Consider the following 25,843-nt stretch of genomic DNA (forward strand, 5'->3'; position numbering starts at 1 on the left):
GGTGAGCCGTCCTAGAAGAATGCGTTTCGGTTTGCACGGCGTCCTTCGCGCGCCAAAGAGGCGCGCGGCGCTGTGCGACGCGGCCTTGCTAAACGCCAAGCGGTTGCAGCGCAAGGGGAGGACGAAGGACCTGTCGCCGCTGTCCCGCCGGCATGTCGAAGTTAGTGGCCACGGAAGATGCGCTCACCGGTGCGAGAGAATGTTGACCAGCCGGCCCAGCGGATCGCGCACATAGAAGCGCCGCACGCCCCAGGGTTCATCGGCGGGTCCGTATTCGACGGCGAAGCCGGCGCCCTTCATGGCTTCGAATGCCGCATCGACATCGTCCACCTCGATCGACAGATCCGGCACCGGCGTACCGGACCCGCCTTGCGTCATGAAGCTGACCTGCAGCTGCATCATGTCCTCGGAACCGTAGGTTACGATCCAGCCCTGATCCATCAGGATGTCGAGGCCAAGCACGTCGTGGTAGAAACGGTTCGCCGCGGCCACGTCCGGCGTTTCGATATTGGCCACGATACGCCGGACCTTCATGGCGGAAGTCTCCTCACACGGTACGCCGCAGCGCCGTCACCTCGATCTCGATCTTCATTTCCGGCTTGTTGAGCTGGCAGACGATCATCGTCGCCGCAGGCCTGATGTCGCCGAATGTCTCGCCAAGGATCGGGAAGACAACATCCACGAAGGCCTGGTCGGTGATGTAGTAGTGCGCGCGCACCACGTCGGATATCTCGAAGCCGCCGTCCTGCAACGCCTTGCCGATCGTCGCCAGGCAATTGCGCGTCTGCGCCTCGACACTGTCCGGCATCGTCATGGTGGCGTAGTCGTAGCCGGTCGTCCCGGACACGAAGCACCAGTCGCCCTGCACCACGGCGCGTGAATAGCCGGCGGTCTTTTCGAACGGCGAGCCGGTTGAGATGAGCTTGCGCATGGGGGAGCCTCGCATTGTTGCAGCTAGTCTGCGGGGAAAAACCGATCCTGCCATGGGCCAATGCGGATGGATCGGCGGTGCAGAATCTATGGTCCCGACGGGCCAGCCCTCTTCCCGCGATGCCTCAGCCGGGTTGGCCCTCGGCCGATTCAGCCGTTTCTCCAGTGAAGACAACCTTTGTGCCTTTGTGCACCTCAAGGGCGAGGTCTTCGGCATCCCAATTGGTCAGTCTGATGCAGCCATGCGAAAAGGTCTTCCCGATCTTGCCTGGTTCGGGCGTGCCGTGAATGCCGTAACTTTCAATGGACAGATCGATCCAGATCGATCCGACAGGATTGTTTGGTCCGGCAGCGATGGTGAAGGGTCGTTTGGTCTTCACGCCCTTGAACGCGAAGCGGGGATCGTAGTGATAGGTGGGATTGTGGACCACGCGTACGACTTGTGCCTCGCCGCTCGGCGCCGGCTTCTCTTCGCTTCCAATCGAGGCGGGGTAGACCGAAACCACTTTGCCGGAATTGTCGAGAACGCGAACCTGGCGCGCGGCCTTGTCGACCTCGACGCTGACAATGGCTGAGGGCGGATCGCCTCGGTCGATAGCCGGCACCAGCACCTTTGCGCCCGCCTTCCTGAAGCTGATGCCCGGGTTGAGCCTGCGCAGCAATTGTTCGCTGATGTGGAAGTGCTCCGCGATCCGTTCCAGCGAACTGCGGTAGCCGAGCCTGCGCAGGCGAGCCATTCTTTCCATACTGGCCGGAATGCGCTTGGTAAACGGTCCACGCACGTCCTTGCGCGTCAGCTCGTAGTTCACAAGAACCGCGCCTGTTGAGGTTGCGACCAGCTTGTCCCAGGTCTCCCGGTTGAGCTTGCCATCGGCGGGCAGGGCGTTGGCCGCCTGAAATGCCCGGACCGCCTTGGTGAAGTTCTCCGCCTGGCGGCCGTCAATCAGGCCAGGCGAGAAGCGCGCGCGATCCAGAAGGACCTGTGCCTTCAACACGCTCGTGTCGACGCCCTTCGTTGCGGCGTCGGTGAATTGGGCGTTGTTGACGGCGGCTGCGTCCAGCTTTGCCGCCTCTGTGGCGCCAGCCGCGAGGGCGAACAGAACAAGCGCCAGAAGAACGAGCCTGACCATTGATGTTACTCCAGGCACTGCCGCGCGAAACTGCTTCTATGACGCCGCGCGGCCGATCTGGTTCCATTTGTCCCAGCGAATATCGCGGTTGACGCGGTCCTGCGCGAAACAAAGGGGCAAAGCCCTGGAGGCGCCGCCCTTTCGCCGGAAATGCCCTGGCTAGTTCGCCGACCCCAGCGCCTTGTCCAGCGCTTCCTTCACATCGGCCGGCCATGTCGCCAGCGCCGGCCAGGCGTTCGGTTGGCCATTGTCGCCGCGGCGGGCGAAATAGAGCTGGTGCTTGGCCGGGTCGACGGCCATGAAGCCGTCATTGCCGCCGCAATCATGCGGCACGCAGCCGCTGGCGAAGAAGGCGCCGGACGCGGTCTTTTCCGTGCCGCCGCCGACCAGCAGGCTGGTCGCCATATCGGGCATGTCCTTGCCGAGCAGCTTTTCGGCTTCCTTGTAGACAGCCTCATTGTGGAAGGCGTCGATGATGTTCTGGTACTTTTCCGGATCGATGTCTTTCCAGTCGGTGCCGGGTTCGGGCATGTAGGTGAGATTGCCCGAAATCGTCAGCCCATCCGTCGGCGACCACTGCAGCGCCGGCTTCTGGTCCCCCGGCAGGAGATAGGGCACGAAATAGATGGCGTTGTCGGACACTCCCGCGGGCGGCGCTCCGCACTCGTCCTGCTCGACCTTGGTGCTCTGGATGGCGCCGCCTTCCGGCTTCCAGACGATCACCGTCGCCGGGCCGCATTGATTGCCGCCATCGCCAACATCGAACAAGGCCACCTTGATGCCGCCAACCTCCACAATCTTGTCGAAGAAGAGATCGTAATTGCTGGCCAGCTGCTTACCGTCATAAGCAAGCACCTTCTCGCCGTCCTGCTCCGGCTGCGTGATGGTGAGGTGGCCGCCTTCGAACGGCACCGGCGCCTGTTTGTCGTCGTCGTCGTCGTCGGCGGCGTTGGCTCCCGCATCCTGATCGGGGTCCGGCTTTTCCACCGCCGGCGCCCTCTGCGCGGCGAGCGTCTGGGTCTGCGCGAGCCCGCTCGCGGCGGGCGTCAGCAACAAGGCCAGCCCGCAAAAGCCGGCAAGAAGCTGATGTCTCATGACTGTCCCTCCCTCGACCCGGCCCGGAAAGGACCCGGTCTTGGCGGCCGCTCAGGCCCAGGGGCGCAGTTCGGCGTTCTTCTTCTCGAACGAGGCGATGGCGCCTGCCTTTTCCATGGTCAGGCCGATATCGTCGAGCCCATTGAGCAGGCAGTGCCGCTTGAAGTCGTCGAGGTCGAAGGTGACCACGCCGCCGTCCGGGCCACGGATTTCCTTGGCTTCGAGATCGACCGACAGGGTGGCGTTGGAGCCGCGCGATGCGTCGTCCATCAGCTTCTCCAGGTCCTCTGGGCTGACGGTGATCGGCAGCACGCCGTTCTTGAAGCAGTTGTTGTAGAAAATGTCGGCGAACGAGGTCGAGATGACGCAGCGTATGCCGAAATCGAGCAGCGCCCATGGCGCGTGTTCCCTGCTCGAGCCGCAGCCGAAATTGTCACCGGCAACCAGGATCTGCGCCTTGCGGTAAGCCGGCTTGTTGAGCACGAAATCCGGATTTTCGGAGCCGTCGTCCTTGTAGCGCATCTCGGCGAACAGGCCGGTGCCAAGCCCTGTGCGCTTGATCGTCTTGAGATAATCCTTCGGGATGATCATGTCGGTGTCGACATTGACGATCGGCAGGGGAGCGGCGACGCCGGTGAGCTTGGTGAATTTTTCCATGGCTTTGGCCCGTGTTTTCGTTGCGGGGGGACTTGCTGAGGCTCGGTTTACACAAAGCCGCGGGCAAATAAAAGGCAACTGTTCGTGCGCGCCGGCACAAGGGCGCTGCGCAAAACAGCTTCGAATTCACCGCCCGATGGTGCAGTCTGGTCCAATGGTGGAAAACTCCCACGTTCTCTATGCGCGCGAACTGGCGCTCGGCATTCCCGAATTCCGCCGCGTGCTGGTGGAATCCGGTCTCGGCGAAGTCCGGCCCGTCGATGACGAGGCAAGGCTGAAGGCGATGCTGGAGGGCGCCAACCTGATCGTGACCGCCCGTCTAGACATGGCCCGTCTCGACAGGGCCGGTCTCGACATGGCCGGTTTCGACATGAGAGGCAGGCCGTTGATTGGCGTTGCCCGCTGCCTGACCGACTTTTCCTGGGTCTGCTACATCAGCGATCTTGCCGTCTCGGCCAAGGCGCAAGGCCTGGGCATCGGCAAGGGACTGATGGACGAGGTGGCCCGGCAGCTCGGACCGTCGGTCGCCATCAGCCTGATTTCCATGCCGGACGCTGTCAGATTCTATGAACGCATCGGCATGAAGCGCGTGCCCGACGCCTTCTGGATCTCCCGCAAGCGCTGACTTTTCTTCTGTGATCCATCCATCGTCAACGGTGAGCGACCTTGTCGCTTGACATGCAACCAAATGGTTGCATATTAAAGCCATGAGCATGGATGCCGTCTTTCGCGCCCTGGCCGACCCGACACGCCGGCAATTGCTGGACAGCCTCCATGCCAGGAACGGACAGACGCTCAATGCGCTGTGCGCGGAGATGGCCATGACCCGCCAGGCGGTGACCAAGCACCTGGCGATCCTGGAAGAGGCGAACCTCGTCACCACCATCCGCCGGGGCCGAGAGAAGGAGCACTACCTCAACCCGGTTCCGATCAATGAGATCGCCGAACGCTGGATCGGCAAATTCGAGCGCCACCGGCTTGATGCATTGAGTGATCTGAAGAAACGCCTCGAAAGGGAAGACTGATGAGCAACAGCTTCGTTTACGTGACCTATATCCGCACCACGCCGGAGAAACTCTGGGAGGCGTTGACCGACCCGGAGTTCAACCGGCAGTTTTTCCTCTGCTCCTATCAGGAGAGCGATTGGAAAGTGGGCTCCAGCTGGAAGCTGATCTTCCCGGACGGCCGTGTCGCCGACAGTGGCGAGATTCTCGAGATCGACCCGCCACGACGCCTGGTCATCAAATGGCGCAATGAATGGATGCCCGAGATCAGGCAAGACGGCTACACGCGCTGCACCTTCACCATCGAGCCCGACGGCGAGCTGATGAAACTTGCCGTCACCCATGAGGCGGACGGCCCGCACAGGCTGATCGGCAATGTCGCCAAGGGCTGGCCGCTGGTGCTGGCCAGCCTGAAGAGTCTGCTCGAGACCGGCAAGGGATTCGAGCGTCCGCCATCGAAAGCTTGAACTCGTTTCGCTAGCGGAACAAATTTCACGTGGAGGCATCGATGATGCACGCTCTCAGGGTGCGGAGCATGACCAATGGCGAGACGATCATGGCATCGGCCGAGATCGGCGCGCCTCCCGAACGCGTCTTCGGGGCGCTGGTCGGCAAGGAAGCCGAGCAATGGTGGGGGTCAGCCGATACCTACCGGATGGCCGACTGGTCGGCCGACCTTCGCGTCGGCGGCCGCTGGACTGTTGTCGTGCGCACGGCCGGCGGTAGGGACCTGCCGGCCGGCGGCGAATTCCTCGAAATCGAAACACCGCGCCGGATCGTGCAGACGTGGGCCCATGGCTGGGACCATCCCACGCTTGGCCGGCGACAAACCAGGGTCGCCTGGCTGCTGGAGCCTATCGCCGACGGCACGCGCGTCACCATCTGCCATGGCGGCTTTGGCGGGCGGCAAGAGGCGGCGGCTGAACATGCCGAGGACTGGGCCCGGGTGCTGGCCTGGCTGCAGGCGCATGTCGAGGCTGGTAGGCTGGCCGCGGCCTGATCGGCGAGCGTCGTCACGCACCCTCCGCACGCCTTGACCCATGCCTCTTCTGGTCCACATCCCTTGCATGGGAAAACAGGCATGTTTCATAGGCACGGCTGGCTGGGGCATTCCGACACGATACAAGAATAATTTCCCGCAACCCGGATCGCATCTCGAACGCTACGCCCGGCACTTTCCGATCGTCGAGATCGACACGTCCTTCTACAAGCCGCACCGTCGCGAGACTTACGAACGCTGGGCACACGCCGTGCCGCAGCACTTCCGCTTCGCCGTCAAGATGCCGAAGGCGATCACCCATGAGCGCCGTCTCGTGGACTGCAACGACCCTTTGCAAAGCTTTCTCCAGGAGGTCGAAAGTCTCGGCGCAAAGCTCAGCGTGCTTCTGGTGCAGCTGCCGCCGAGCCTGCCCTTCGAGCCCGATGTCGCGAGCGCTTTCTTCGACATGGTGGGCACCCGAACCGAAACCAGGGTGGTCTGCGAGCCGCGCCATCCCAGCTGGTTCGAAGCAGAGGCTGAGGCGCTTCTGGCCGATCGCCGGATCGCGCGCGTTGCCGCCGATCCCGCTCCGGTGCCACCTGCGGCGATGCCGGGCGGCTGGCCCGGCATCGCCTATTTCCGCTGGCACGGCGCGCCGCGCGTCTACTACTCCGACTACGATGCCGACAGCCTCGACCGGTTCAGCCGGCAAGTCGAGGCCGCCGCCGCTTCGGGTGCCGAGGTCTGGGGAATCTTCGACAATACGGCCGGAGGCAATGCGCTGGGCAACGCGCTCAAGGTTGACGCCCAGACTTCGTCATTCTAGGGCGAAGCAAGGAGCGCAGCGACGCGGCGCAGACCCTAGAATCCATGCCGCGACGTCGACTTGTCGCGACAATACGCGCCAATCGGCACCCCCTTCGTTCTGCGCCGTTAGAACACTACGACAACGGCATGGATTCCAGGGTCTCCGCGACGTCGCTTCGCTCCTGCTCCGCCCTGGAATGACGAAGAAACTGAGCGCCTGGCAAACCCGCGAGGCAGCCCCTGACCTCAAATCACATTCAATTCCCGGAAGGCCCGCCCTTCGGCGACGCGCGCGTAGCCAAATGCCGAGCAGTCGATCGTCCGGTAGCCGCCATGCACGATCAGTTCGGCCAGCGCCTTGCCGACCGCCGGCGCCTGTTGCAGGCCATGGCCGGAGAAACCGTTGGCGAACAGGAAATTCGTCACTTGCGGGTGCGGGCCGATTACGGCGTTCTGGTCCAGCGTGTTGTAGTCGTAGTGCCCGGCCCAGGCGCGCGTCGCCTTGATCGCCTCGAAGGCCGGGATGCGGGTTGCCAGCACCGGCCAGATCACCTCTTCGAACAGCGGCCAGTCGACGTCGAAGTCCCCGGGGTTGGCCGGGCCGTCGCCCTCTTCCGGCTCGGCGCCGCCGGTGAGGTAGACCGAGCCTTCCGGCCTGACATAGATGCCGGAGGGATCGACCAGTAATGGCATGTCAGTGAATTTGTCCCGCGCGTCGAACACGAAGACGTTGCGCTTGCGCGGCTCGACCGGCAGCGAAAGCTGGGCAAGGGCGGCGACCTTGCCAGCATTCGGCCCGGCGGCATTGATGACGGTGCCGGCCTCGAGCCGATCGCCATTGTCGAGGCTGACGCCGGTGACGCGGTCACCCTGCCGCTCGACGCCGGTGACCGACGCGCTGATGAAGTCGATCTTCTTCTGCCGCAGCGCCTTGCGAAACAGCATCAGCATCGCATGCGCGTCGAACCAGCCCTCGCCGGTCCGGCCATAGGCGCCGGCGGTGATGCCTTCGGCCGACAGCCAGGGGAAGCGGCGCGTCAGCTGGTCGGCGTCCTCGAGCAGGATGTCGGCGCCCTCGGCGACCTGCGCTTCGTGGTTGGCTTTCAGGATCGGCAGCCCGGCCTCGCCGGCAAGGATGAGGTAGCCGCCCTCGCGAAAACCGATATCGGCGTCGGTGCCGAATTCTTCCTTCAGCCGCCGAAACAGTTTCAGCGTGAACTGCGACAGGCGGATGTTTTGCGGAATGGAGAATTGCTGGCGGATCGAGGCCATGGACAGCGTCGTCGCCGCATGGGCGAATTGCGGGTCGCGCTCGATCAGCGCGATCGAGCCGGAAAACCCTTCCTCGCGCAGATAGTAGGCGATCGAGGACCCGACGATGGCCCCGCCGATGATGACGATGTCGTAGCGCACTTTTTTCTCCGATCCGCCGTTCGCAATCTACGCGACCGGCAAAGTGATCTCGAAGCGCGTGCCGCGCTCGGAGTCAACCAGCCGGATCGTACCATCATGCGCTTTCAGGAGGGCCAGCACGATGCCAAGCCCCATGCCGGTGCCGCCCGTATCGCGTCGCGTGGTGAAGAACGGCTCGAAGATGCGCGCTTGGTTGCTTGGCGAGATACCGGCGCCGTCGTCGCCGACCAGCACGGTCGCCTTGCCGCCGGCACTTGCGGCGGTGATCGAAACCAGCGTCGCGCCGTGTCTGGCGGAATTGTCGATGAGATTGGCAAGCACGATCGCCGTGTTCTCGGCCGAGATGCGCAAGGCCAGGTCGCCACCGGCCTTGACTTCAACCGCCAGCCTGGTGTCGACGGGAAGCAGGGCCAGCGCCGCGCCGACCGAGGTGCTCTCGCCGCTGGGTGCGAGGTTTTCGGCCCGCGCCAGGTCGAGCAGCCGCCGGACCAAAAGGTTGAGCCGCCCTGCATCGGTGACGATATTGTCGGAGAAGCGCCGCCGCTCGTCATCGTCCATCGCCGAGCCTGAATCGCGCAGCAGTTCGGCCGCGCCCTGGATCGCCGTCAGCGGCGATTTGAGTTCATGCGAGACATGGGTGGCGAAGGTCTGGATGGCGTCCGAGCGCGCCTGCAGTTTTTCGGCCATGTCGAGAAAGGCGGCGGAAAGCTCCGCCATTTCGCGCGTGCCATGGTGGTCGAGAGGCCGGATCGCGTCGCGTTCGCCGGCGGCGATGCGCTGGGTGCGGTCGATCAGCGCGTAGATCGGCCGGCTGACGGTGCGCAGGAAGACGAGGCCGATGAGCAGCGTGCCGCCGAGAATGGCGATCGCCGCCGCCGTCACCTTGCCGCGTTCGCCATAGAGATGTTTTATGATGTTGTTGGGCGTCCGCGACACATAGACCACGCCGGCGACCTTGCCGTCGACGGCCACCGGCAAAGCGACGAAGACGCGCACCTTGGTGCCGCGGCTGACCGAATAGAGCGGCGGCGCCGGCTGGTTGGGGATGCGCAGCCGGAGCGCGCTGGCATAGCGCCCGGCGAGCGCCTCACGCACCTCCTCGACCCCGGCAAGCGACTGCCCGATCTCGTCGCGCCCGGCAATCACGACACCCCGGGGATCGAGCAGCCGGAAGCCGGCCAGCGTGGTCTTCTGCGTCGCGTCGAGAATGCCCGCCAGCCGCGCGCCGATCGCGGCGAATGCGGGATCGATCGTTGCGGGAATCCCCGCCGGCCGGGTCGCAAGCACGTAGTCCGAGGCGAGATCGAGCTGCGGCTCGATCGACCGATAGGGCGAATCGGGATTGGCCTCTCGGCTCGCATAGCCATTGGCCGGCGGCATCGCCACGCCAAGCTTTTCCGGTGAAATGCCGGCGTCGCGGACCTGCTGCACATAGATGGCGGCGATGGCCGCGCCCTGTGCGATCAGTTCCGCCTCGGTCTGGCGGATCAGCTGGTTCTCATAGAGGCGGAAGAAGAACAGGCCGACCAGCGGCAGGGACATCACCAGGATCAGGATGGCGACGACGACGGTGGCGAGGCGAGGCCGCCATTTGCGGCCGATCCACTTGCTGCCAATCGACTTGCTTGATGTCGTCAGCCGCATCGGCCGAGCCGGAAGCCGACGCCGTGCACGGTCTCGATGACCTCCGGGCACCCCACGGCCGCCAGCTTGGCCCGGATGTTGCGGATATGGCTGTCGACGGTGCGGTCGGCGACATGGATCTTGCCGGCATAGGCGTTGGCCATCACCGCGTCGCGGTCGAGCACATGGGTGGGTCGCGCCAGAAACCCTTTCAGGATCGAGAACTCGATCGCCGTCAGGGCGAGCGGCTTGCCGTCGAAGGCGGCCGCGTGGCTGGCCGGCGCCAAGGTGAGCTTTCCCTGCGCGAACTGCCTGTCGTCGGCCAGTTCCTGCGCCGCCGGACGGGCGCGGCGCAGGATGACGTTGACACGGGCGACGAGTTCGCGCGGGCTGAATGGTTTGGTGACATAGTCGTCGCCACCCATTTCGAGCCCGAGGATGCGGTCGATCTCCTCGTCGCGCGCGGACAGGAACAACACCGGCACGTCTGATGTGTGACGCAGCCGCCGGCAGACCTCCAGCCCGTCCATCTCCGGCATGCCGATGTCGAGCACGACAAGGTCGGGTGTGCTTCGTTCGATTGCCTGCAGGGCGGCGGCGCCATCGGAGACGGCAGCCGTTTTCATGCCGGCCTTTTCCAGCGCGAAGCAGATCACTTCGCGGATATGCGGGTCGTCGTCGGCGACGAGGATGTGATGCGGCATGGATTAGCGATCCGGCACGGGTTCTGCGACGCTGGGAACAATAGGCCGCCTGTTGTCGAGATAGCGAAGCAGGCGCCAGTCGCGGAAGCTCCAGCTTCGCCAGTTTTCCTGCAGGCTGCGATACCAGCCTTCATCGACACCGCGCAACCTTGCCAGTTCGCCGACGGCACCGGCATTGGCCGTCCCGCGCTGACGATCGAAGATGCGATCGAGCGCTGGAAACGCGTCCGGCCCGAGCGAGCGGAGATACCAGACGTCGAGCGGGATGCCTTGGCCGCTCATTTCGAGGGAATTGTCGACATTGTAGGTGGCGATCATGGCTGCGAAGTTGATGAAACAGCAGGCATAAAGCGTTAGGGATAACGTCAGAAGATTGGCGGAGAGCAGCCATTCACTGGATTTTCCGAGCGCGATACGGGCGACGATCAGCGCAAGGCCGGCCGCCACCAGTCCCATCCAGACGAAAGCGGCGACGCGCCAGTAGGTCAGCGCATAGATGCCGACATAGAGGTCGAGCCGCAGGATCGACGAGACGACCAGCATGATGTTCTGTGCCACCCAGGCATAGACCAGCCGGCGGATGAGCGGGTCGGCCGATGTTTCGCTGCCGGGCCTCAGCGCCGCAAGGACAAAGCCGGCGGCCAGCAGCGCGGTGACGATCAAGGGATAGGCGCCGCGATGCGCGTAGGCGGCGTAGCTCAAACCATCGGGAAGCGCGACCCCGCCCCACAGATAGGTGGCGTCGAGTCCGCTCTGCAGCGCAAACAGAATGTTGAAGACGATCAACGCGCGCAGGATGGCGGCCTTGCCGAAGACGATATCCTCGACGGCGTGCCTGTCGGCCGCTGGCTGGGCATCGGCAGGAGGGTGATTTGGCCTGGCGATGCGGCGCTGAAAGCGCGGCAGGCGTGGCCGCAGAAAGGCCCAGACGCCGGCAAGCACGAATAGCCAGAAGGCAATCCGCGTCAGCTGGATCAGGTCGAGCAGCTTGAAGACGTCGATCAACGACAGCCAGTCTTCGATGACCGGATTGGCAGTGCCGAACAAAGCGACGAAGACCGCGCCCAGCGTCAGCGGCATTACCCAGACCGCGATTGCCGCCAGCCTTATGCGATGTCCGCCGAACCGCCGCGCCGCTCTTCGCCATTGGAGAAAATCGCCGAGGAACCGGACCGGTGCCGCCAGTCCGAACAGCACGATCTGGCCGGCAATTCGCGCCATGCCGTGCCACGGGCGGCCGCGCAGCGAAAGCGCGAACGCCACCAGCGCGCCAAGGGCGACCGAGACGGACAAGGGACTGACAGTCTCGGCGAGCGGCAACAGCGCGACAAGCAAGGTGGCCGACTTGAGCCACACCTTGCCGTCGCTGAAGGCGGCGGGATGCACGGCAACCATCGCGGCGGCAATCAGGATGGCGAACAGCAGAACCGTGATGCCGGCGGGCTGGCCGTAGAACAGGAAATCGGCGAGCGCGACCAGCAGCACGGCGACGCCGAAGCGGCTGCAATAGCTTGGCGCGGCGCGGAAGAAAGAGGTCACGGCCTGATCTTCCTGATGGCGTTCCTTCGCGATGGCGGCGGGCTCTTGCGGACAAATGGGATGGGAATTGCAGCGGGGTTGGCGCGTTGCGGGTCGACCAGCCACCAGCCTTCGCTGCGCAGTCGGTAAGGCAGACGGGGTTTTGCTCGCTTGTGCATGCCGCCTGTGTCGCAGGCCTGCAGGAAAGCGATGCGGCGGATCGGAGGAGGTTTTCGGCAGGCGCGTGCAGTTTTCGTGCAGGGCTGGCGGCTTGCCTCGACCAATCACACACGGCATAGATCTGGCATGACCGAAATCTACCGCCCGCGCCGCTCCGTGCTCTATGTCCCGGCCTCCAACGACAAGGCGCTGGCCAAGATCGAGCAGCTTGCCTGCGACGCCGTCATCATCGACCTCGAGGACGCCGTCGCCCCCGCCGACAAGATCGCCGCGCGCGAAAAACTGGCCGGCATTTTCGCCAACCGCCCTGATGCCAATGGCCGGCGACGCGAGATGGTGGTACGCGTCAATGCGCTGTCCAGCGAATGGGGCACTGACGACCTTGCGGCCGTGGCCAAGGCGGAGCCGGACGGCATCCTGCTGCCGAAGGTCGACACGCCGCGTGACGTGCTTGAAGTCGGCGATGTGCTGGACGATAATTTTGCCCCGGACAGCGTGAAACTATGGGCGATGATCGAGACGCCCAAGGCCATGCTCAACATCGGCGCCATCGCCGAACTCGGCCGCGACTCCGCCTCGCGCCTGGATTGTTTCATCGCCGGAACGAATGACCTGATCAAGGATACCGGCGTGCTGGCGACGCCGGATCGCGCCTATCTGCTGCCATGGCTGATGCAGATGCTGCTGGCGGCACGCGCCGGCGGGATCGACATGCTCGATGGGGTGTTCAACGATTTCCGCGACCCGGATGCGTTCGCGCGTGAGTGCACGCAGGCCGCCGCCATGGGCTTCGACGGCAAGACGCTGATCCATCCATCGCAGGTCGAGGCGGCCAACCGTGCCTTCGCCCCGTCGGCGCAGGCGCTGGCCGAGGCGCGCGCGGTGAAGGATGCCTTCGCGCTTGCGCAAAACAGTGGCAAGGGCGTCATCGCGCTGAATGGCAGGATGGTCGAGCGGTTGCACTTGGCGCAGGCTGAAAAACTTCTGGCGAAAGCGGCCGCCATCGGCGCATGATATTCGCCGATTTGGGATACACGACAGGAATTGGACGATGAAACTCTACCGCTTTCTCACCGCCCCGGACGACGCCAGCTTCTGCCATAAGGTGACGGCGGCGCTGAACAAGGGCTGGCACCTGTTCGGCTCGCCGACCTACGCCTACGACAAGAAGACCAAGACCATGCGCTGCGGCCAGGCCGTGGTGAAGGATGTCGATGGCCAGGAATACGGGCCGGATACGAAGCTCAGCGACTGGTAGCCGCTGGCAAGGAGAGCATCAGGCGGCCTCGACAATATCAAGACGCACGGTAAGTCCGGCCAGCGCGGCAAGATTGATCAACGTGTCCAGACTGAAATTCGTGATCCTGCCCCGCAGGAGGTCGCTAAGGCGTGGCTGGGTAATCCCGAGCCGGTTGGCTGCTTCGGCCTGGGTAACGTCCCAACTCCGCACCCGCTGTTCGATAGCGATCAGCAAGTTGGAGCGCATGGTCATGTTGGCGGACTCGGCCGGAGTCTCCTCCAGCGCATCCCACACGTTTTCAAAACTCTGACGGTCCATCGTTCTTACCTCCACTAGATTTGTCTGAACCGGGATGCGGCAAGATCCAAGTTTCGTTTCACTGTCTGTTGCGTCTTCTTCTGGAAGGCGTGCAGCACATAGACAGCGTCGCCTATGCTCGCGACGTAAAGCACCCGGAACGCGCCGGTGGCGTCGCGGACGCGGATTTCCCGCACACCTGGGCCGACCGTCGTCATCGGCTTCCAATCGCTTGAGAAGGGAAGCGCGGTAACCTCTCTCTTCGTCACCTAGGGCGAAGGAAGAAGCGAAGCGGCATAGAGCAGGAAGACGAAGGTACGGGCTATTCAGCCGCCTCTTCGATCTTCTCCATATCATCGTCCGACAGGCCGAAATGGTGGCCGATCTCGTGGACCAGTACGTGGGTGACGATGTCGCCCAGCGTTTCCTCGTTTTCGGCCCAGTAGTCGAGCATGGCGCGGCGGTAGAGCGTGATGCGGTTCGGGCCTTCGCCTGTCTGCGGGTTCCAGCGTTCGGCGATGCCGCGCCCCTCGAACAGGCCGAGCAGGTCGAACGGCGTTTCCAGCGACAGGTCGTCCATGATCTCGTCGGTCGGGAATTCGGCGATCTGGATGACGATCTCGCCGGTCAGCTTGCGAAAATCCTCCGGCAGGTGGGCGTAGGCCTCCAGGGCCAGGAACTCCAATTCCTCCATCGAGGGCGCAAGTTCACCATGCCAGGTGCGGGTCTTGTAGATGCGGGCCATGCTTTGTCCTTTGATCCCGGCATATAGGCTTTCGCGCTGGTCTAGGCAAATGACGCCTGTACGCCGGTGTCGCGCAAGAAGAGGAATAAATTCCTTGATGACTCTGCTTGACTCTTCCGATCCCCTCTGGAATCTATAGGAACATAACAGGAACAATCGTGAGTGAAAGCTGACCGTCATGGCGATGACCGCCGTGGCGCGGGAGACTGTTTTTGCCCTGCGCCGCCAGATCGCGAAGATCGAGGGAACACTGCCCGAGCGCCTGCAGGCGCCGGCTGGCGCGCCCCTTGCTGACGCCGGCAGCGATCTGACGATCGTCCGGCGCGGGCTTGCCGCGGCCTTGCCGGATGCTTTCCTGCCCATCGGCATCGAGCGGCTCGATGCCGCGCTCAGCGGCGGCCTGCCGAAAGCCGCCCTGACCGAAATCCATGGCCTGGAAACCCGCGATGCGGGCGTCGTCGCCGGTTTCGCTCTGTCGATCGTCAGCCTGATCCTCAACCAGGCGCAGGGGCTGCCCATCCTGTGGATCGGGACATCGGAAATTTTCCATGAGGCCGGCTTTCCCTATGCCAGGGGGCTGCATGCCTCGTTCGGCATCGAGCCCCAGCAATTGCTGTTTTCCGAGGCGCCCAGGCTTGTCGATGCGCTGTGGATCGCCGAGGAGGCGGCCCGCATGACCGCGCTTGCAGCCGTCATCCTGGAGATCCGCGGCAATCCGCAGCGGCTGGACCTGACCGCGACACGCCGCCTGCATGCGCGGGCGCAAGGTGCCGGCCGGCCGGTGTTCCTGCTGCGACAAGCGGCCGAGCCCGAACCGACGGCGGCGCCTGTTCGTCTGATTGTCGCTTCGGCGCCGGCCGTGCCGCGCGAAACAGTCGCCGGGCCGCTCGCCGGCTCGATCGGCCACCCGGCCTTCACCATCAGCATCGGCAAGAGCCGCACGGCCCTGCCTGGACAATTCACACTGGAGTGGAACCCCGATGAATGCAGATTCGATGAAAGAAGGGGCGAGGAAAGAAGCAGGGCAAGCAACGAATGGGCAGAGAATCCTGTCCCTGTGGTTTCCCTATCTCGCGACCGAAAGGATCCTGCGGCAGCGTCTGGGGAAATCCTGGCGTTCCCGGCCGCCGGATCATCCGCAGCCATCTCATCCACCGCTCGTGATCAGCCATCGCCAGGGCAACGCGCAGCGCATCTCGGCCCTCGACGCGCGAGCTGAGGCGCTGCACCTGAAGCGCGACATGGGGATTGCCGATGCGCGCGCCATGCATCCGTCGATCGACATCGTCGAAGCCGATCCGGAGGCCGACCGGCGCCTGCTCGAGGGCCTTGCCGACTGGTGCGACCGCTACACGCCGCTGGTGGCGCTGGACGGCATCGACGGCCTGTTCCTCGACGTCACCGGCTGCACCCATCTGTTCGGCGGCGAACGCGCCATGCTGGACGAAATCCTGTCGCGCTTCTTCCAGCAGGGTTTCGACGTCCGCGCCGGGCTTGCCGGCACGCCCGGGGCGGCCTGGGCGGCGGCCCGCTTTTGCGGCGACCGCATCGTTCCATCAGGCGAGGAGGAAGCCCTGCTCGCGCCCTTGCCGCTGGCCGCCCTTCGCATAGCGCCGGAAACCCGTACCAGCCTGGAAAGCGTGGGGCTGCGCACGGCGGGTGCCGTCATGACGGCACCGCGCGCGCCGCTCGCCCGCCGCTTCGGCGCTTTGCTGCTCCAGCGCCTCGACCAGGCGCTTGGCCGTCTCGACGAGGCGATCTCACCGCGTCTTCCCGTCGCGCCGCTTTCGGTCGAGCGTCATCTCGCCGAGCCCGTCACGCTGACGGAGGAGATAGAGCGGCTGGTGGGCATGCTGGCGACGACCTTGAAGACCGACCTGGAACGCCGCGGCGAAGGCGCAAGGAGCCTGGCGCTGCTGCTTTTTCGCGTCGACGGCGCCGTCAGCCGCATCGCGCTCGGCACCTCGCGGCCGATGCGCGAACCCTTGCTGATCCGGAAATTGTTCCATGAAAGGCTGGCGGCACTCGAGCAGCATATCGATGCCGGCTTTGGCTTCGACCTGGTGCGCCTCTCGGTGCTGGCCGTCGCCGCTTTCGACATGCAGCAGGCCGATCTGACCGGCGAAGCGGCCGATGACGGCGCCGACATCGCCCTGTTCGCCGACCGTATCCGCGCCCGCCTCGGCGAGGGCGCGGTTCTGCAGCCGGTTCCCGTGGAAAGCCACCTGCCGGAACGCGCCGTCGCCGTCATTCCCTTCACCGAAGCCCCGCGCCGGACCACACCACCCAAGAAGCCGGACAGGATGCAGGCGCCGATGACCATCTTCCCGCCGGAACGACCGATCCGGCTGTTCCGTTCGCCCGAGCCCATCGAGGTGCCGGCCACCGAAATGCCGGAGGGACCGCCGCTGCATTTTCGTTGGCGCCGCGCGCTTTACCGTGTGACGCGCGCCGAAGGGCCGGAGCGCATCGCCGCCGAATGGTGGCGCGAGGCGCCGGGCGACGCGGCGGCGTCGACACGCGATTATTTCCGCATCGAGGATGCCGGTGGCCGCCGCTACTGGCTCTACCGGCAAGGCCTTTACGGCGGCGTCTCGCAAACCCCGCCGCGCTGGTTCATGCATGGGGTCTTCGCATGAACGCGCTGACCGTCATTCCTTATGCCGAGTTCGGCATCCAGTCGAATTTCTCCTTCCTGCGCGGCGCCTCCAAGCCCGAGGAGCTGGTGGTCGCGGCCAAGCTCATGGGCTTCTCCGCGATCGGGCTCGCCGACCGCAACAGCGTCGCCGGCGTGGTGCGCGCCTGGCAGCAGGCCAAGGTCGAAAAGCTTGCCTACCATCCCGGCTGCCGGCTGGTTTTTGGCGACGGCACGCCGGACATTCTCGCCTATCCCAGGGACCGTGCGGGCTGGGGCCATCTGTGCCGCATGCTCACCCAGGCTAATCTGCGTGACGAGACCGAAAAGGGCGCCACCCTGCTCCGGCGCGACGACCTGCTCGAATGGGGGGACCGGATGTCGCTGGCGGTCCTGCCCGATCTGGCGGCCGGCGCGCAAGACAGTCTGGCTTTGCTCCGTGAACTCAGGGATCGCTTCGGCAGGATCCTGCGGCTCGGCGTCTCACCCTGTTATGCCGGCCATGATCGCTTCCGGATCGAGCAGGCGGCGGCGTTCGCCGAGAGCACCGGCATCCCGCTGATGGCGACCAACGACGTGCTCTACCACATGGCCGAACGGCGCCCGCTGCAGGACGTGCTGACCGCGATCCGCCTCAATGTTCCGGTCGCCGAGGTGGGGCTGGAACTGACCGCCAATGCCGAACGCCATCTGAAGCCGCCGCTGGAAATGGCGCGCCTGTTCCGCCGGTATCCGCAAGCGCTGGCGGAGACGCTGCGGTTTGCGCGAGAGCTGACCTTCTCGCTCGGCGATCTTCAGTACAATTATCCCGACGAGCCGACGGAATCGGGTCTCGGACCGCAGGCGGAGCTGGAGCGACTGGCTCGGGAAGGTGCGGCCCGGCGCTTTCCCGGCGGTATCCCCGCCAGCGTGATAAAACGAATCCAGGAAGAGCTCGCCCTGATCGAGCGGCTGAATTACGCCCGTTATTTCCTGACCGTCCATGACATCATCAAATTCGCCCGAGGCGAAGGCATTCTCTGCCAGGGCCGCGGCTCCGCGGCCAATTCGATTATCTGCTTCTGCATTGGCATTACCGAGGTCGGGCCGGACAAGATCGACACGCTCTTCGAGCGTTTCATTTCCGAGGAACGCAACGAGCCGCCGGATATCGACGTCGACTTCGAGCATGAACGGCGCGAAGAGGTGATGCAGTACATCTATACGAAATACAGCTCCAAACGCACGGCGCTCGCCGCCGCCGTCATAAGCTATCGCGGCCGCTCGGCGCTGCGCGAAGTGTCGAAAGCGATGGGCCTTTCGGAGGATGTCAGGGCGTCTCTCTCCGGCTCGATCTGGGGTTGGTCGACCTCGGAACTCGGCGAGAAGGAAGCCAGGGCCGGCGGCCTCGACCGCAGGGATCCGGTGTCACGGCATGTGATGGAACGCGCCAACGAGATCATGGGCTTTCCCCGCCACCTCTCCCAGCATGTCGGCGGCTTCGTCATCACCAGGGACCGGCTCGACGAGATCGTCCCCATCGTCAAGACGGCGATGGACGAGCGCAAGATGGTCGAATGGGACAAGGATGATCTCGATTCGGTGAAAATCCTCAAGGTGGATATCCTGGCGCTCGGCATGCTGACCTGCCTGCAGCGCGCTTTCACTTTGCTCGAGACCCATTACGGCGTGAGAGACGATTATGGCAGGCCATTGACCCTGGATACGATCGCCAAGGAGGATTCCCGTGTCTACGACATGATCTGCCGTGCCGATACGCTCGGCGTCTTCCAGATCGAATCGCGTGCTCAGATGTCGATGCTACCGCGTCTCAAGCCGCGCGAATTCTACGACCTCGTCATCGAGGTGGCGATCGTACGGCCGGGCCCGATCCAGGGCGACATGGTGCACCCCTATCTGCGCCGGCGGCAAGGCAAGGAAAAACCCGAATATCCCAAGGCGGAGCTGAAAGAGATTCTCGGCAAGACGCTGGGCGTGCCGCTGTTCCAGGAGCAGGCGATGAAGATCGCCATCGTCGCCGGCGGCTTCAAACCGGGCAAGGCCGATGAACTGCGCCGTGCCATGGCCACCTTCAAGCGCACCGGCACGATCGGCAATTATCGCCAGCAGATGATCGACGGCATGACAGGACGAGGCTACGAAAAGGACTTCGCCGAGCGCTGTTTCAAGCAGATCGAGGGCTTTGGCGAGTATGGCTTTCCCGAAAGCCACGCCGCCTCCTTCGCCCTGCTCGTCTATGCCTCCTGCTGGTTCAAGACCTTCTACCCGGACGTGTTCTGCGCCGCGATCCTGAATTCGCAGCCGATGGGCTTCTATCAGCCGGCGCAGCTGGTGCGTGACGCCCGCGACCATGGCGTCGACATCCGCGAGGTCGACGTCAATTTCTCCGTCTGGGACTGCACTTTGGAAAAGGCGCTTTTCGACCCGGCCCGCATCCTGCCGCGCCATGCCGAAATGCGCGGTGTCATCGAGACTCAGCATGCGGTGCGGCTCGGCTTCCGGCAGATCAAGGGACTTTCCAAGGAACGCATGGAGGTTTTCGTCGAGCGGCGCGGCGCCGGCTACTCGACGGTCCGGGATGTCTGGCTGCGCTCCGGCCTCAATGTCGACGAGATCGAGAAATTGGCGCAAGCCGACGCCTTTCGTTCCATCGGCCTCGACCGCCGCGCGGCACTATGGGAGGTCCGCGCGCTCGACGGCAAGAGTGCCGCCGAGAAGCTGCCGCTGTTCGACCAGCCGGCGCTCAGCCTGCGCGAGCTGGAGCCCGAGACGAAGCTGCCGAAAATGCCGCTCGGCGAGCATGTCATCCATGACTACCGCTCGCTCGGCCTGTCGCTGAAGGCGCATCCGGTCGCCTTCCTGCGCGAGCGGCTCGACCGCGCCGGCATCACTCCCAATGCCAGCCTGCCTTCCGTGCGCGACGGCAGGCGGGTCTCCGTTGCCGGGCTGGTGCTGGTGCGCCAGCGCCCCGGCAAGGGCAACGCGATCTTTCTCACGCTGGAAGACGACAAGGCCGTCGCCAACGTCATCTTCTGGGAAAGGACCTTCACCCGTTTCCGGCCCATCGTCATGGGTGCCCGGTTTGTGAAGGTCACCGGGAAACTGCAGTCGGAATCAGGTGTCGTCCATATCGTCGCCGAGAAGATCGAGGACCTGACGCCCTGGCTGACCGTGCTGCTGGAGAAGGTCGGTGCGGCCGCACTGCCGGCCGCCGATCCTTCGGACCGCTCCGGCCAACCCGCAATTCGGCCCGCGATGCTGAAAGACGGACGGGATCTCGCAACGCTGTCGGAAGAGGCGGAGAGGGTCATGCCCAAAGGGCGTAATTTTCAGTAGGCCCGACCACCTTCGTCATCCACGGGCGAGCAGGAGCGAAGCTCCGTCGCGGCGACCCGAGGACGACAAACGTGATGGGTTGCTCAGCCGTAGATCTGCTTGTGGATCTGGTAGAGCATTTCCGAACGGTCGGCGCGCATGTCGGCCAGATCGCGGCTGGAGAAGCTGTCGATTTCGGCGATGAGGCGATTGTAGTGCTTGCGCTTGGCGATGCTGGTGCGAGCGCGGGTCACGAGGTCGTTGAAGATCATAGCAAGGTTCCTTCTGTGCCGCATTCGGCGCGGCCGTTTCTTCCTCCCTTGATCGGTACGGATCATGACATAGGAATGGTGCGTTGCAAAAAGAAGATGTTGCAATGCACCATTGCAGCCAGCGCATAGCCGGTTAATGGCTTCCTAAGCTCCCGCACGACGCGCGGCCCGGGCCGGCAGGCGAGCCGCCTCCCATTTTGTCTTACAAATTAGCGTTACCCCGTCTTGCCAGATCGATTGCGGGCTGGCTTGATCCAATGTCACCTGATGCCTGGAGGAAACATGGCGGCCGCAGATTATTATGAAGTTCTCGATCCGCGTTTCGGGCGCCTGTTCAACGGCAATGCGCAGGTGGAGAAGCTGTTCACCGGCTGCCGGTGGGCGGAAGGGCCGGCCTGGTTCGCCGCCGGCCGCTATGTCGTCTGGTCGGACATTCCGAACAACCGCATGATGCGCTACGACGAGACGGACGGCAGCGTCAGTGTCTTCCGTCAGCCGTCCGGCAATTCCAACGGCAACACCGTCGACCGGCAAGGCCGGCTGGTCACCTGCGAGCATTCGGGCCGGCGCGTCAGCCGCACCGAGCATGACGGCTCGATCACCACCATCGCCGCCAAATGGAAGGGCAAGCCGCTGAACTCGCCCAACGACGCGGTGGTGAAGTCCGACGGCTCGATCTGGTTCACCGATCCGACCTACGGCATCGACACCGACTATGAGGGCGACAAAGCCGAGAGTGAAATCGGCGCCTGCCATGTCTACCGGGTCGATCCCGACACGGGCGATATCGAGGCTGTCATCACCGACATGGTCAGGCCGAACGGCCTTGCCTTCTCGCTCGACGAAAGCCTGCTCTATGTCGTCGACACCGGCCGCACGCATGGCGCCGAGAACCCGGCGCATATGCGGGTGTTCAACGTCGGCAAGCACGGCAAGAAGGTTTCCGGAGGCAAGGTGTTCGCCGACTGCACGGCCGGACTGTTCGACGGCTTCCGGCTCGACGCCGATGGGCGCATCTGGACGAGTGCCGCCGACGGCATCCATTGCTACGATCCCGACGGCACGCTGATCGGCAAGGTCAAGGTGCCGGAGGTGACCGCCAATTGCGTTTTCGGCGGCGCCAAGCTGAACTGTCTCTACATCGCAGGCACCACCTCGCTTTATTCGGTGCGGCTGATGGTGAATGGGGCCAAGACCTATTGAGTCTGCTGGAAACGCTTCTCTGGCGTCCCTTATTGGCCGTTTTGCGGGTAGCCACAGCGCCCGCTTCGCCGCGGCTTCCGGAGCCATCCTGCGGTTCGCCGGGGCGGAGTTCGAAGCCGCATGTCGGCGGTATCAGACACAATTCAAGGGGAGGGCGTCATGCCATTCGTCAACATCCGCATCGTCAAGGAAGTGATCGCCGCCGATCCGGCCGGCAAGAAGGCTGACATCGCCAGGAAAGTCACGGCGGCCATCATGGACGCCACCGGGCTTGGCAATGACGATGTCTGGGTGGTCTTCGAGGAGGTCAACGCCCGCGACTGGTATGTCGGCAAGACCGACGTGGAGACGTTGAGAGGCAAGAAATAATCCCAAGGCGCGATGAGCGCCGCAAATCCGGGCTCTGCTCAGGAAGGTGAAGGTGCGGCGGCCGTATCCGCGCCTGCCGTGCGTCCGCCGGCCGTACCTTCACCCGGCCGGCGCTTCGCCCAGCTCTCCAGCCAGTCGCGGCTTTGCATCTCGATCAGCCGCGATGCGGTTCGCTCGAATTCGAACACCTCGACGCCGCGCTTGGCCACATAAAGCGCGTGCGGTGGCGCCTCGGCGCTCACCACCAGCCGCGTATGATGGTCGTAAAGCGTGTCGATCAACAGGATGAAGCGTTTGGCCTCGTTGCGCTTGCCTTCGCCCAGTACCGGCACACGGTCGATGAAAACAGTCGAAAACCGCCCGGCGATCGCCAGGTAATCGCGCGCGCCGAGCGGCTTTTCGCAGAGGTCGGCGAACGTGAAACGCGCAGCGTCACCAGCGGCGGCCGGCACCACCACCTTGCGTCCCTTCAGCGTCAGCGAGGTCTCGGCCGTCGGCGCACCGCGCGTCATCGACTGCCAGGCCTCGTCGAGCGCCTGGTCGGCCGCCGCATCGGCCGGCGTGACATAGACCGGCGTGCGTGCGAGCTTTTCCAGCCGGTAATCCTTGTCGCTGTCCAGCGACAGCACCTGCGCGTGGCGTTCCAATATGGCGATGAACGGTAGGAAAAGCTGGCGGTTCAACCCGTCACGGTAAAGATCTTGCGGCGCCACGTTCGAGGTGGCGACCAGCACGACCCCGTTGGCAAACAGTGCCGAAAACAGCCTGGACAGGATCATGGCGTCGGCGATGTCGGTGACCGAGAACTCGTCGAAACACAGCACCCAGGCCTGCTCGGCGAGCGCCTTGGCCACCGGCGGGATCGGATCGTCTTCCCTGACCGTGCCTTCCTTGCGCGCCTGCCGGTGTTTCTGGATACGGTCCTGCACATCGGCCATGAAGTCGTTGAAATGCACACGGCGCTTGCGCCTGACCGGCAGGAGCTCGAAGAACATGTCCATCAGCATGGTCTTGCCGCGGCCGACGCCGCCATGGATGTAGAGGCCCTTGACAGCTTCATGCGTCTCGCGCTTGCGCGCAAACAGCCAGCCCAGTGCACTGGACTTGTGCGCCAGCCGCTTGGCCGAGATCTCGACGGTCAGCCGGTCGAGCGCGGCGGCGATCGCTTCCTGCGCAGCATCGCGCTCGATCGCGCCTGATACCACCAGATGGTCGTAGCGCTGCCGGACGGTCGGATGGGTCTGAAGGCCGTCACGCAGATGCATCGATCACGTCATTGTTCAGAGCAGGATGCCCAGAGAAAGGGTGCGCCGAGATTGAGGTCACGCCGCCGGCATCACCTGAATGTCGGCATCTCCTACCTCGTAAGCGAGATCGGTTGCCCGTTGGAAGTCTGGCCGTCGAATTTCGAGCCGCCCGACGAATAGAGCCGCGCCAGCGAACCGCCATTCTCGTCATAAAGCGTCAGCTGCTTGCCGGCGACGTTCCACGACTTGATGCCGTCGATCGGCGCCGGGCAATGCAGCGGCCCGGCGCGGAAACCGGCGCCGAACTTGGTCTGCGGCGTCGCCACCTTGCAGCTCTGGCCGGAGACGCTGACGTTCCAGACACCGGCGACGGCCGCCGCGCTGAGATCGGCGGCACCCGCGGGCGCCGCGCCGTCCGGCGGCAGCGAAGCAACTTGCGTGTTAGCCGGCGCGGTCGGGAACCGCGACGGGTCGGTGGTGCCGGGTGAGGCCGGCGGCGGCAGCTGGTTGGAACTCACCTGGCCAGCGGGGGCTGGCTGCAGCGGCGCCGGTTGCTGGTCGTCCATCGACGAGAAGCGTGAGGTTGAGCAGCCGCTCGCAACGAGTGCCGCCAGGGATACGGCCACCAGGCCGCCTTTCGAAAAATTCATTACAACCTCCGTCGGATCCGGCTGGGGGGAAACCGTCCGCGCAATCTCACCTCCACCAAGATGGAGAAGGTGGCGAAATTTCAACCCGATATGGTTAAAATAGGGTTTGTGGTATGAATTGTTGCAAATTTATCGCACTCACCCGGCGAGCGGCGCGCTCGGCACGAACACATATCCGTCCGGTCCGACGATATAGCACTCGCGCAGACCATGCGGCTTGTCGATCGCGCCGGCCAGCACGATGTGGCCATGCTCCAGCGCCGCCGCCTCGATCGCGTCGGGCTCCGCGCCATAGAGACGCAGTTCGATGCCGGCACCGCGCGTCTCCGTACCCGCGATGGAGCCCGTCATGGGATTGTCGAGATAAGAATGGTCCGCATGCAGCATGAACACCGATCCCAGAAGCTCGAGCGCGGCGAAATCCTCGTCGGCATAGACGATGCGGGCGCCAAGCACGTCACCGCAGAAGGCTTCCATCGCCGCCATGTCCGATACCAGCAGATTGACGCCGATGCCGCGCGGCAGCGAGCGGCCGAAATCCTCGGCCTTCATCCAGGGTGTCTTCGTCCGCTTCATCGCCATGGCGTCTTCCTCCTGATGCCGCGATCCTAGCCGAGACCGCCTTGCCGCCCTTGGCCTTCGGCCGGCAAACGCTTGCGCCAGCCGCGTCAGGGCTTATGTCTATGGCCAATTCCAGGAGAGGTGTGTGGCGTTTTCCCGGGAAAAACGCGCAGCCCTTTCCCCTTGGGAATTGCGTGAAAACAAAGAGTTCACCGAAACCCGCCGGAGCGCAGACCTTGGCCGCCAGAAAGAAAGCCGCCAACCGCTACTACAGCGGCCCGCCCAGCGACCATTTCGACGGCAGCCTGTTCTTCAATCCCGGCGGCCGGATGCCCGGCCCCTTCAAGGATATGCTGAAATGGCAGTTCAGCGGCCAACGCTCGAAATGGCCGGCTGCCAGCCCGAGTCCCTTTGCGCAGGCAAAGCCGGCCGCGACGGTCGAGGGCGCCGATCTGGTCGTGACCATGGTCGGCCATTCGACCTTGCTGATCCAGACAGCCGGGCTGAACATCCTTACCGATCCGGTCTGGTCGGAGCGCACGTCGCCGTTCTCCTTTGCCGGACCCAGGCGCGTCAATCCGCCGGGTATCGCCCTTGGCGATCTGCCGGCGATCGACCTCGTGCTGGTCAGCCACAACCACTATGACCATCTCGACCTTGCCACGCTGAGGCAGTTGCAGGAGAAGCACGATCCGCTGGTGGTGACGCCGCTCGGCAATGATGCCATCATCGCCGCCGCGGTGCCCGGGATGCGGCTTTCCGCGCATGACTGGGGCGACAGGGTCGATGTCTCCGACGGCACCGCTATCCACGTCGAGCCCGCGCATCACTGGTCGGCGCGCGGGGCGCGCGACCGGCGCATGGCGCTGTGGGCCGGCTTCGTCATCGAGACGCCTGGCGGAAAAATCTATTTCGCCGGTGATACCGGCTTCCACGGCGGCATCAACTACCGGCTGATGGCGGAGAGGCATGGCGGCTTCCGCTTCGCCATCCTGCCGATCGGCGCCTACGAGCCGCGCTGGTTCATGGCGCCGCAGCACCAGAACCCCGAGGAAGCGGTCCAGGGCATGTCGTTGTGCAACGCGGCCTTCGCCGCCGGCTGCCATTGGGGCACGTTCCAGCTCACCGACGAGCCGTTCGACGAACCGGTGCGGAAGCTGGCCGAGGCGCTGGACGGCCGAGGCATCCCACAGGAGCGCTTTCGCGCCTTGCGGCCCGGCGAGATCTGGGAAGTGCCCCGGATATGATCGCCTCGATGGCTGGAATGAC

28 protein-coding genes and 1 pseudogene are annotated in these 25,843 nt (G+C 64.3%); 13 read left to right on the forward strand and 16 right to left on the reverse strand.

Features of this window, described 5'->3' with window-relative positions:
* Positions 1 to 183 precede the first annotated feature (183 nt).
* The 5 genes from LB555_RS09930 to leuD all read right to left on the reverse strand — a co-directional run bounded on the left by LB555_RS09930 (position 184) and on the right by leuD (position 3,812).
* Positions 184 to 534 (reverse strand): VOC family protein, encoded by a 351-nt coding sequence (locus LB555_RS09930; RefSeq protein WP_140874527.1) that lies wholly within the window; start codon positions 532 to 534, stop codon positions 184 to 186.
* A 13-nt stretch (positions 535 to 547) separates the two neighbouring features.
* Complete coding sequence (locus LB555_RS09935) at positions 548 to 931, reverse strand: RidA family protein (protein ID WP_140712221.1); 384 nt, start codon at positions 929 to 931, stop codon at positions 548 to 550.
* A 124-nt stretch (positions 932 to 1,055) separates the two neighbouring features.
* Positions 1,056 to 2,060, reverse strand: a complete 1,005-nt coding sequence (locus LB555_RS09940) for a L,D-transpeptidase (RefSeq protein WP_015314974.1) — start codon at positions 2,058 to 2,060, stop codon at positions 1,056 to 1,058.
* A gap of 159 nt (positions 2,061 to 2,219) precedes the next feature.
* On the reverse strand, positions 2,220 to 3,155 hold the full coding sequence (locus tag LB555_RS09945) for a hypothetical protein (protein WP_224682795.1): 936 nt from the start codon (positions 3,153 to 3,155) through the stop codon (positions 2,220 to 2,222).
* A gap of 51 nt (positions 3,156 to 3,206) precedes the next feature.
* Positions 3,207 to 3,812: a 3-isopropylmalate dehydratase small subunit gene (leuD, locus tag LB555_RS09950; protein WP_224682796.1), complete on the reverse strand. Its 606-nt coding sequence runs from the start codon at positions 3,810 to 3,812 to the stop codon at positions 3,207 to 3,209.
* Between the two features lie 154 nt (positions 3,813 to 3,966).
* On the opposite strand from leuD, the gene LB555_RS09955 reads away from it, so the two are divergent.
* The 5 genes from LB555_RS09955 (at position 3,967) to LB555_RS09975 (ending at position 6,621) form a co-directional block, all read left to right on the forward strand.
* Positions 3,967 to 4,437, forward strand: coding sequence for a GNAT family N-acetyltransferase (locus LB555_RS09955; RefSeq protein ID WP_224682797.1), 471 nt, complete (start codon positions 3,967 to 3,969; stop codon positions 4,435 to 4,437).
* An 82-nt stretch (positions 4,438 to 4,519) separates the two neighbouring features.
* The gene (locus tag LB555_RS09960) at positions 4,520 to 4,837 is read left to right on the forward strand and encodes an ArsR/SmtB family transcription factor (protein WP_015314978.1); all 318 of its coding nucleotides are present in this window, start codon (positions 4,520 to 4,522) and stop codon (positions 4,835 to 4,837) included.
* Entirely contained in the window at positions 4,837 to 5,283 is a 447-nt protein-coding gene (locus LB555_RS09965) for an SRPBCC family protein (protein ID WP_140660427.1), read from the forward strand. The genes LB555_RS09960 and LB555_RS09965 overlap by 1 nt, the downstream gene beginning before the upstream one ends.
* A gap of 41 nt (positions 5,284 to 5,324) precedes the next feature.
* Positions 5,325 to 5,816, forward strand: coding sequence for an SRPBCC domain-containing protein (locus tag LB555_RS09970; protein ID WP_224592008.1), 492 nt, complete (start codon positions 5,325 to 5,327; stop codon positions 5,814 to 5,816).
* Between the two features lie 67 nt (positions 5,817 to 5,883).
* On the forward strand, positions 5,884 to 6,621 hold the full coding sequence (locus LB555_RS09975) for a DUF72 domain-containing protein (protein WP_224682798.1): 738 nt from the start codon (positions 5,884 to 5,886) through the stop codon (positions 6,619 to 6,621).
* A gap of 227 nt (positions 6,622 to 6,848) precedes the next feature.
* Here the strand turns inward: LB555_RS09975 and LB555_RS09980 are convergent, their stop codons facing one another.
* From LB555_RS09980 to LB555_RS09995, 4 genes are read right to left on the reverse strand one after another with little or no spacing between them, the layout of a single operon-like run.
* Entirely contained in the window at positions 6,849 to 8,015 is a 1,167-nt protein-coding gene (locus LB555_RS09980; RefSeq protein WP_224529700.1) for an NAD(P)/FAD-dependent oxidoreductase, read from the reverse strand.
* Positions 8,016 to 8,042: 27 nt separating this feature from the next.
* Positions 8,043 to 9,659, reverse strand: coding sequence for an ATP-binding protein (locus LB555_RS09985; protein ID WP_224682799.1), 1,617 nt, complete (start codon positions 9,657 to 9,659; stop codon positions 8,043 to 8,045).
* Positions 9,650 to 10,342, reverse strand: coding sequence for a response regulator transcription factor (locus LB555_RS09990; RefSeq protein ID WP_224682800.1), 693 nt, complete (start codon positions 10,340 to 10,342; stop codon positions 9,650 to 9,652). The genes LB555_RS09985 and LB555_RS09990 overlap by 10 nt, the downstream gene beginning before the upstream one ends.
* Positions 10,343 to 10,345: 3 nt before the next feature.
* On the reverse strand, positions 10,346 to 11,881 hold the full coding sequence (locus LB555_RS09995; RefSeq protein WP_224682801.1) for a DUF4173 domain-containing protein: 1,536 nt from the start codon (positions 11,879 to 11,881) through the stop codon (positions 10,346 to 10,348).
* A gap of 285 nt (positions 11,882 to 12,166) precedes the next feature.
* Here LB555_RS09995 and LB555_RS10000 point away from each other — a divergent pair, with 285 nt between their 5' ends.
* Complete coding sequence (locus LB555_RS10000; RefSeq protein ID WP_224682802.1) at positions 12,167 to 13,054, forward strand: HpcH/HpaI aldolase/citrate lyase family protein; 888 nt, start codon at positions 12,167 to 12,169, stop codon at positions 13,052 to 13,054.
* A 37-nt stretch (positions 13,055 to 13,091) separates the two neighbouring features.
* Entirely contained in the window at positions 13,092 to 13,298 is a 207-nt protein-coding gene (locus LB555_RS10005) for a DUF1737 domain-containing protein (RefSeq protein WP_015314987.1), read from the forward strand.
* An 18-nt stretch (positions 13,299 to 13,316) separates the two neighbouring features.
* Here LB555_RS10005 and LB555_RS10010 read toward each other — a convergent pair whose 3' ends face one another.
* The 3 genes and pseudogenes from LB555_RS10010 to LB555_RS10020 form a co-directional block, all read right to left on the reverse strand.
* Positions 13,317 to 13,598, reverse strand: a complete 282-nt coding sequence (locus LB555_RS10010; RefSeq protein ID WP_015314988.1) for a helix-turn-helix domain-containing protein — start codon at positions 13,596 to 13,598, stop codon at positions 13,317 to 13,319.
* A gap of 14 nt (positions 13,599 to 13,612) precedes the next feature.
* A pseudogene (locus LB555_RS10015) lies at positions 13,613 to 13,810 on the reverse strand (type II toxin-antitoxin system RelE/ParE family toxin); the annotation flags it as partial.
* 89 nt (positions 13,811 to 13,899) lie between these two features.
* The gene (locus LB555_RS10020; protein WP_140618287.1) at positions 13,900 to 14,322 is read right to left on the reverse strand and encodes a metallopeptidase family protein; all 423 of its coding nucleotides are present in this window, start codon (positions 14,320 to 14,322) and stop codon (positions 13,900 to 13,902) included.
* A 178-nt stretch (positions 14,323 to 14,500) separates the two neighbouring features.
* Between LB555_RS10020 and LB555_RS10025 the strand changes: the two genes are divergently transcribed.
* From LB555_RS10025 to LB555_RS10035, 3 genes are read left to right on the forward strand one after another with little or no spacing between them, the layout of a single operon-like run.
* Positions 14,501 to 15,541, forward strand: coding sequence for an ImuA family protein (locus LB555_RS10025; protein ID WP_224682803.1), 1,041 nt, complete (start codon positions 14,501 to 14,503; stop codon positions 15,539 to 15,541).
* Positions 15,483 to 16,961, forward strand: coding sequence for a DUF6504 family protein (locus tag LB555_RS10030; protein WP_224682804.1), 1,479 nt, complete (start codon positions 15,483 to 15,485; stop codon positions 16,959 to 16,961). The genes LB555_RS10025 and LB555_RS10030 overlap by 59 nt, the downstream gene beginning before the upstream one ends.
* Complete coding sequence (locus tag LB555_RS10035) at positions 16,958 to 20,293, forward strand: error-prone DNA polymerase (protein WP_224682805.1); 3,336 nt, start codon at positions 16,958 to 16,960, stop codon at positions 20,291 to 20,293. The genes LB555_RS10030 and LB555_RS10035 overlap by 4 nt, the downstream gene beginning before the upstream one ends.
* Before the next feature lie 83 nt (positions 20,294 to 20,376).
* On the opposite strand, the gene LB555_RS10040 is transcribed toward LB555_RS10035, so the two are convergent.
* Positions 20,377 to 20,544: a hypothetical protein gene (locus LB555_RS10040; RefSeq protein WP_015314993.1), complete on the reverse strand. Its 168-nt coding sequence runs from the start codon at positions 20,542 to 20,544 to the stop codon at positions 20,377 to 20,379.
* 282 nt (positions 20,545 to 20,826) lie between these two features.
* Here LB555_RS10040 and LB555_RS10045 point away from each other — a divergent pair, with 282 nt between their 5' ends.
* Both LB555_RS10045 and LB555_RS10050 read left to right on the forward strand, forming a co-directional pair.
* Entirely contained in the window at positions 20,827 to 21,747 is a 921-nt protein-coding gene (locus LB555_RS10045) for an SMP-30/gluconolactonase/LRE family protein (RefSeq protein WP_015314994.1), read from the forward strand.
* 159 nt (positions 21,748 to 21,906) lie between these two features.
* Entirely contained in the window at positions 21,907 to 22,116 is a 210-nt protein-coding gene (locus LB555_RS10050; protein WP_140618294.1) for a tautomerase family protein, read from the forward strand.
* 38 nt (positions 22,117 to 22,154) lie between these two features.
* On the opposite strand, the gene zapE is transcribed toward LB555_RS10050, so the two are convergent.
* From zapE to LB555_RS10065, 3 genes are all read right to left on the reverse strand, one after another.
* Positions 22,155 to 23,381, reverse strand: a complete 1,227-nt coding sequence (zapE, locus tag LB555_RS10055) for a cell division protein ZapE (RefSeq protein ID WP_224682806.1) — start codon at positions 23,379 to 23,381, stop codon at positions 22,155 to 22,157.
* A gap of 92 nt (positions 23,382 to 23,473) precedes the next feature.
* Positions 23,474 to 24,013 (reverse strand): protease inhibitor Inh/omp19 family protein, encoded by a 540-nt coding sequence (locus LB555_RS10060; protein ID WP_015314997.1) that lies wholly within the window; start codon positions 24,011 to 24,013, stop codon positions 23,474 to 23,476.
* A gap of 138 nt (positions 24,014 to 24,151) precedes the next feature.
* Entirely contained in the window at positions 24,152 to 24,595 is a 444-nt protein-coding gene (locus LB555_RS10065; protein ID WP_015314998.1) for a hypothetical protein, read from the reverse strand.
* Positions 24,596 to 24,810: 215 nt separating this feature from the next.
* Here LB555_RS10065 and LB555_RS10070 point away from each other — a divergent pair, with 215 nt between their 5' ends.
* Positions 24,811 to 25,821, forward strand: a complete 1,011-nt coding sequence (locus LB555_RS10070; RefSeq protein ID WP_224682807.1) for an MBL fold metallo-hydrolase — start codon at positions 24,811 to 24,813, stop codon at positions 25,819 to 25,821.
* The last annotated feature ends 22 nt before the right edge of the window (positions 25,822 to 25,843 follow it).

The sequence above is a fragment of the Mesorhizobium sp. BR-1-1-10 genome (assembly GCF_020165595.1).
Taxonomy (GTDB): Bacteria; Pseudomonadota; Alphaproteobacteria; order Rhizobiales; family Rhizobiaceae; genus Mesorhizobium; species Mesorhizobium australicum.

What these genes read in the sequence shown, in the direction of transcription:
- LB555_RS09930 (WP_140874527.1), bottom strand. Translation starts at nt 534, where the DNA reads ATGAAGGTCCGGCGTATCGTGGCCAATATCGAAACGCCGGACGTGGCC.
- LB555_RS09935 (WP_140712221.1), bottom strand. Translation starts at nt 931, where the DNA reads ATGCGCAAGCTCATCTCAACCGGCTCGCCGTTCGAAAAGACCGCCGGC.
- LB555_RS09940 (WP_015314974.1), bottom strand. Translation starts at nt 2,060, where the DNA reads ATGGTCAGGCTCGTTCTTCTGGCGCTTGTTCTGTTCGCCCTCGCGGCT.
- LB555_RS09945 (WP_224682795.1), bottom strand. Translation starts at nt 3,155, where the DNA reads ATGAGACATCAGCTTCTTGCCGGCTTTTGCGGGCTGGCCTTGTTGCTG.
- leuD (WP_224682796.1), bottom strand. Translation starts at nt 3,812, where the DNA reads ATGGAAAAATTCACCAAGCTCACCGGCGTCGCCGCTCCCCTGCCGATC.
- LB555_RS09955 (WP_224682797.1), top strand. Translation starts at nt 3,967, where the DNA reads ATGGTGGAAAACTCCCACGTTCTCTATGCGCGCGAACTGGCGCTCGGC.
- LB555_RS09960 (WP_015314978.1), top strand. Translation starts at nt 4,520, where the DNA reads ATGAGCATGGATGCCGTCTTTCGCGCCCTGGCCGACCCGACACGCCGG.
- LB555_RS09965 (WP_140660427.1), top strand. Translation starts at nt 4,837, where the DNA reads ATGAGCAACAGCTTCGTTTACGTGACCTATATCCGCACCACGCCGGAG.
- LB555_RS09970 (WP_224592008.1), top strand. Translation starts at nt 5,325, where the DNA reads ATGATGCACGCTCTCAGGGTGCGGAGCATGACCAATGGCGAGACGATC.
- LB555_RS09975 (WP_224682798.1), top strand. Translation starts at nt 5,884, where the DNA reads ATGGGAAAACAGGCATGTTTCATAGGCACGGCTGGCTGGGGCATTCCG.
- LB555_RS09985 (WP_224682799.1), bottom strand. Translation starts at nt 9,659, where the DNA reads ATGCGGCTGACGACATCAAGCAAGTCGATTGGCAGCAAGTGGATCGGC.
- LB555_RS09990 (WP_224682800.1), bottom strand. Translation starts at nt 10,342, where the DNA reads ATGCCGCATCACATCCTCGTCGCCGACGACGACCCGCATATCCGCGAA.
- LB555_RS10000 (WP_224682802.1), top strand. Translation starts at nt 12,167, where the DNA reads ATGACCGAAATCTACCGCCCGCGCCGCTCCGTGCTCTATGTCCCGGCC.
- LB555_RS10005 (WP_015314987.1), top strand. Translation starts at nt 13,092, where the DNA reads ATGAAACTCTACCGCTTTCTCACCGCCCCGGACGACGCCAGCTTCTGC.
- LB555_RS10010 (WP_015314988.1), bottom strand. Translation starts at nt 13,598, where the DNA reads ATGGACCGTCAGAGTTTTGAAAACGTGTGGGATGCGCTGGAGGAGACT.
- LB555_RS10020 (WP_140618287.1), bottom strand. Translation starts at nt 14,322, where the DNA reads ATGGCCCGCATCTACAAGACCCGCACCTGGCATGGTGAACTTGCGCCC.
- LB555_RS10025 (WP_224682803.1), top strand. Translation starts at nt 14,501, where the DNA reads ATGGCGATGACCGCCGTGGCGCGGGAGACTGTTTTTGCCCTGCGCCGC.
- LB555_RS10035 (WP_224682805.1), top strand. Translation starts at nt 16,958, where the DNA reads ATGAACGCGCTGACCGTCATTCCTTATGCCGAGTTCGGCATCCAGTCG.
- LB555_RS10040 (WP_015314993.1), bottom strand. Translation starts at nt 20,544, where the DNA reads ATGATCTTCAACGACCTCGTGACCCGCGCTCGCACCAGCATCGCCAAG.
- LB555_RS10045 (WP_015314994.1), top strand. Translation starts at nt 20,827, where the DNA reads ATGGCGGCCGCAGATTATTATGAAGTTCTCGATCCGCGTTTCGGGCGC.
- LB555_RS10050 (WP_140618294.1), top strand. Translation starts at nt 21,907, where the DNA reads ATGCCATTCGTCAACATCCGCATCGTCAAGGAAGTGATCGCCGCCGAT.
- zapE (WP_224682806.1), bottom strand. Translation starts at nt 23,381, where the DNA reads ATGCATCTGCGTGACGGCCTTCAGACCCATCCGACCGTCCGGCAGCGC.
- LB555_RS10060 (WP_015314997.1), bottom strand. Translation starts at nt 24,013, where the DNA reads ATGAATTTTTCGAAAGGCGGCCTGGTGGCCGTATCCCTGGCGGCACTC.
- LB555_RS10065 (WP_015314998.1), bottom strand. Translation starts at nt 24,595, where the DNA reads ATGGCGATGAAGCGGACGAAGACACCCTGGATGAAGGCCGAGGATTTC.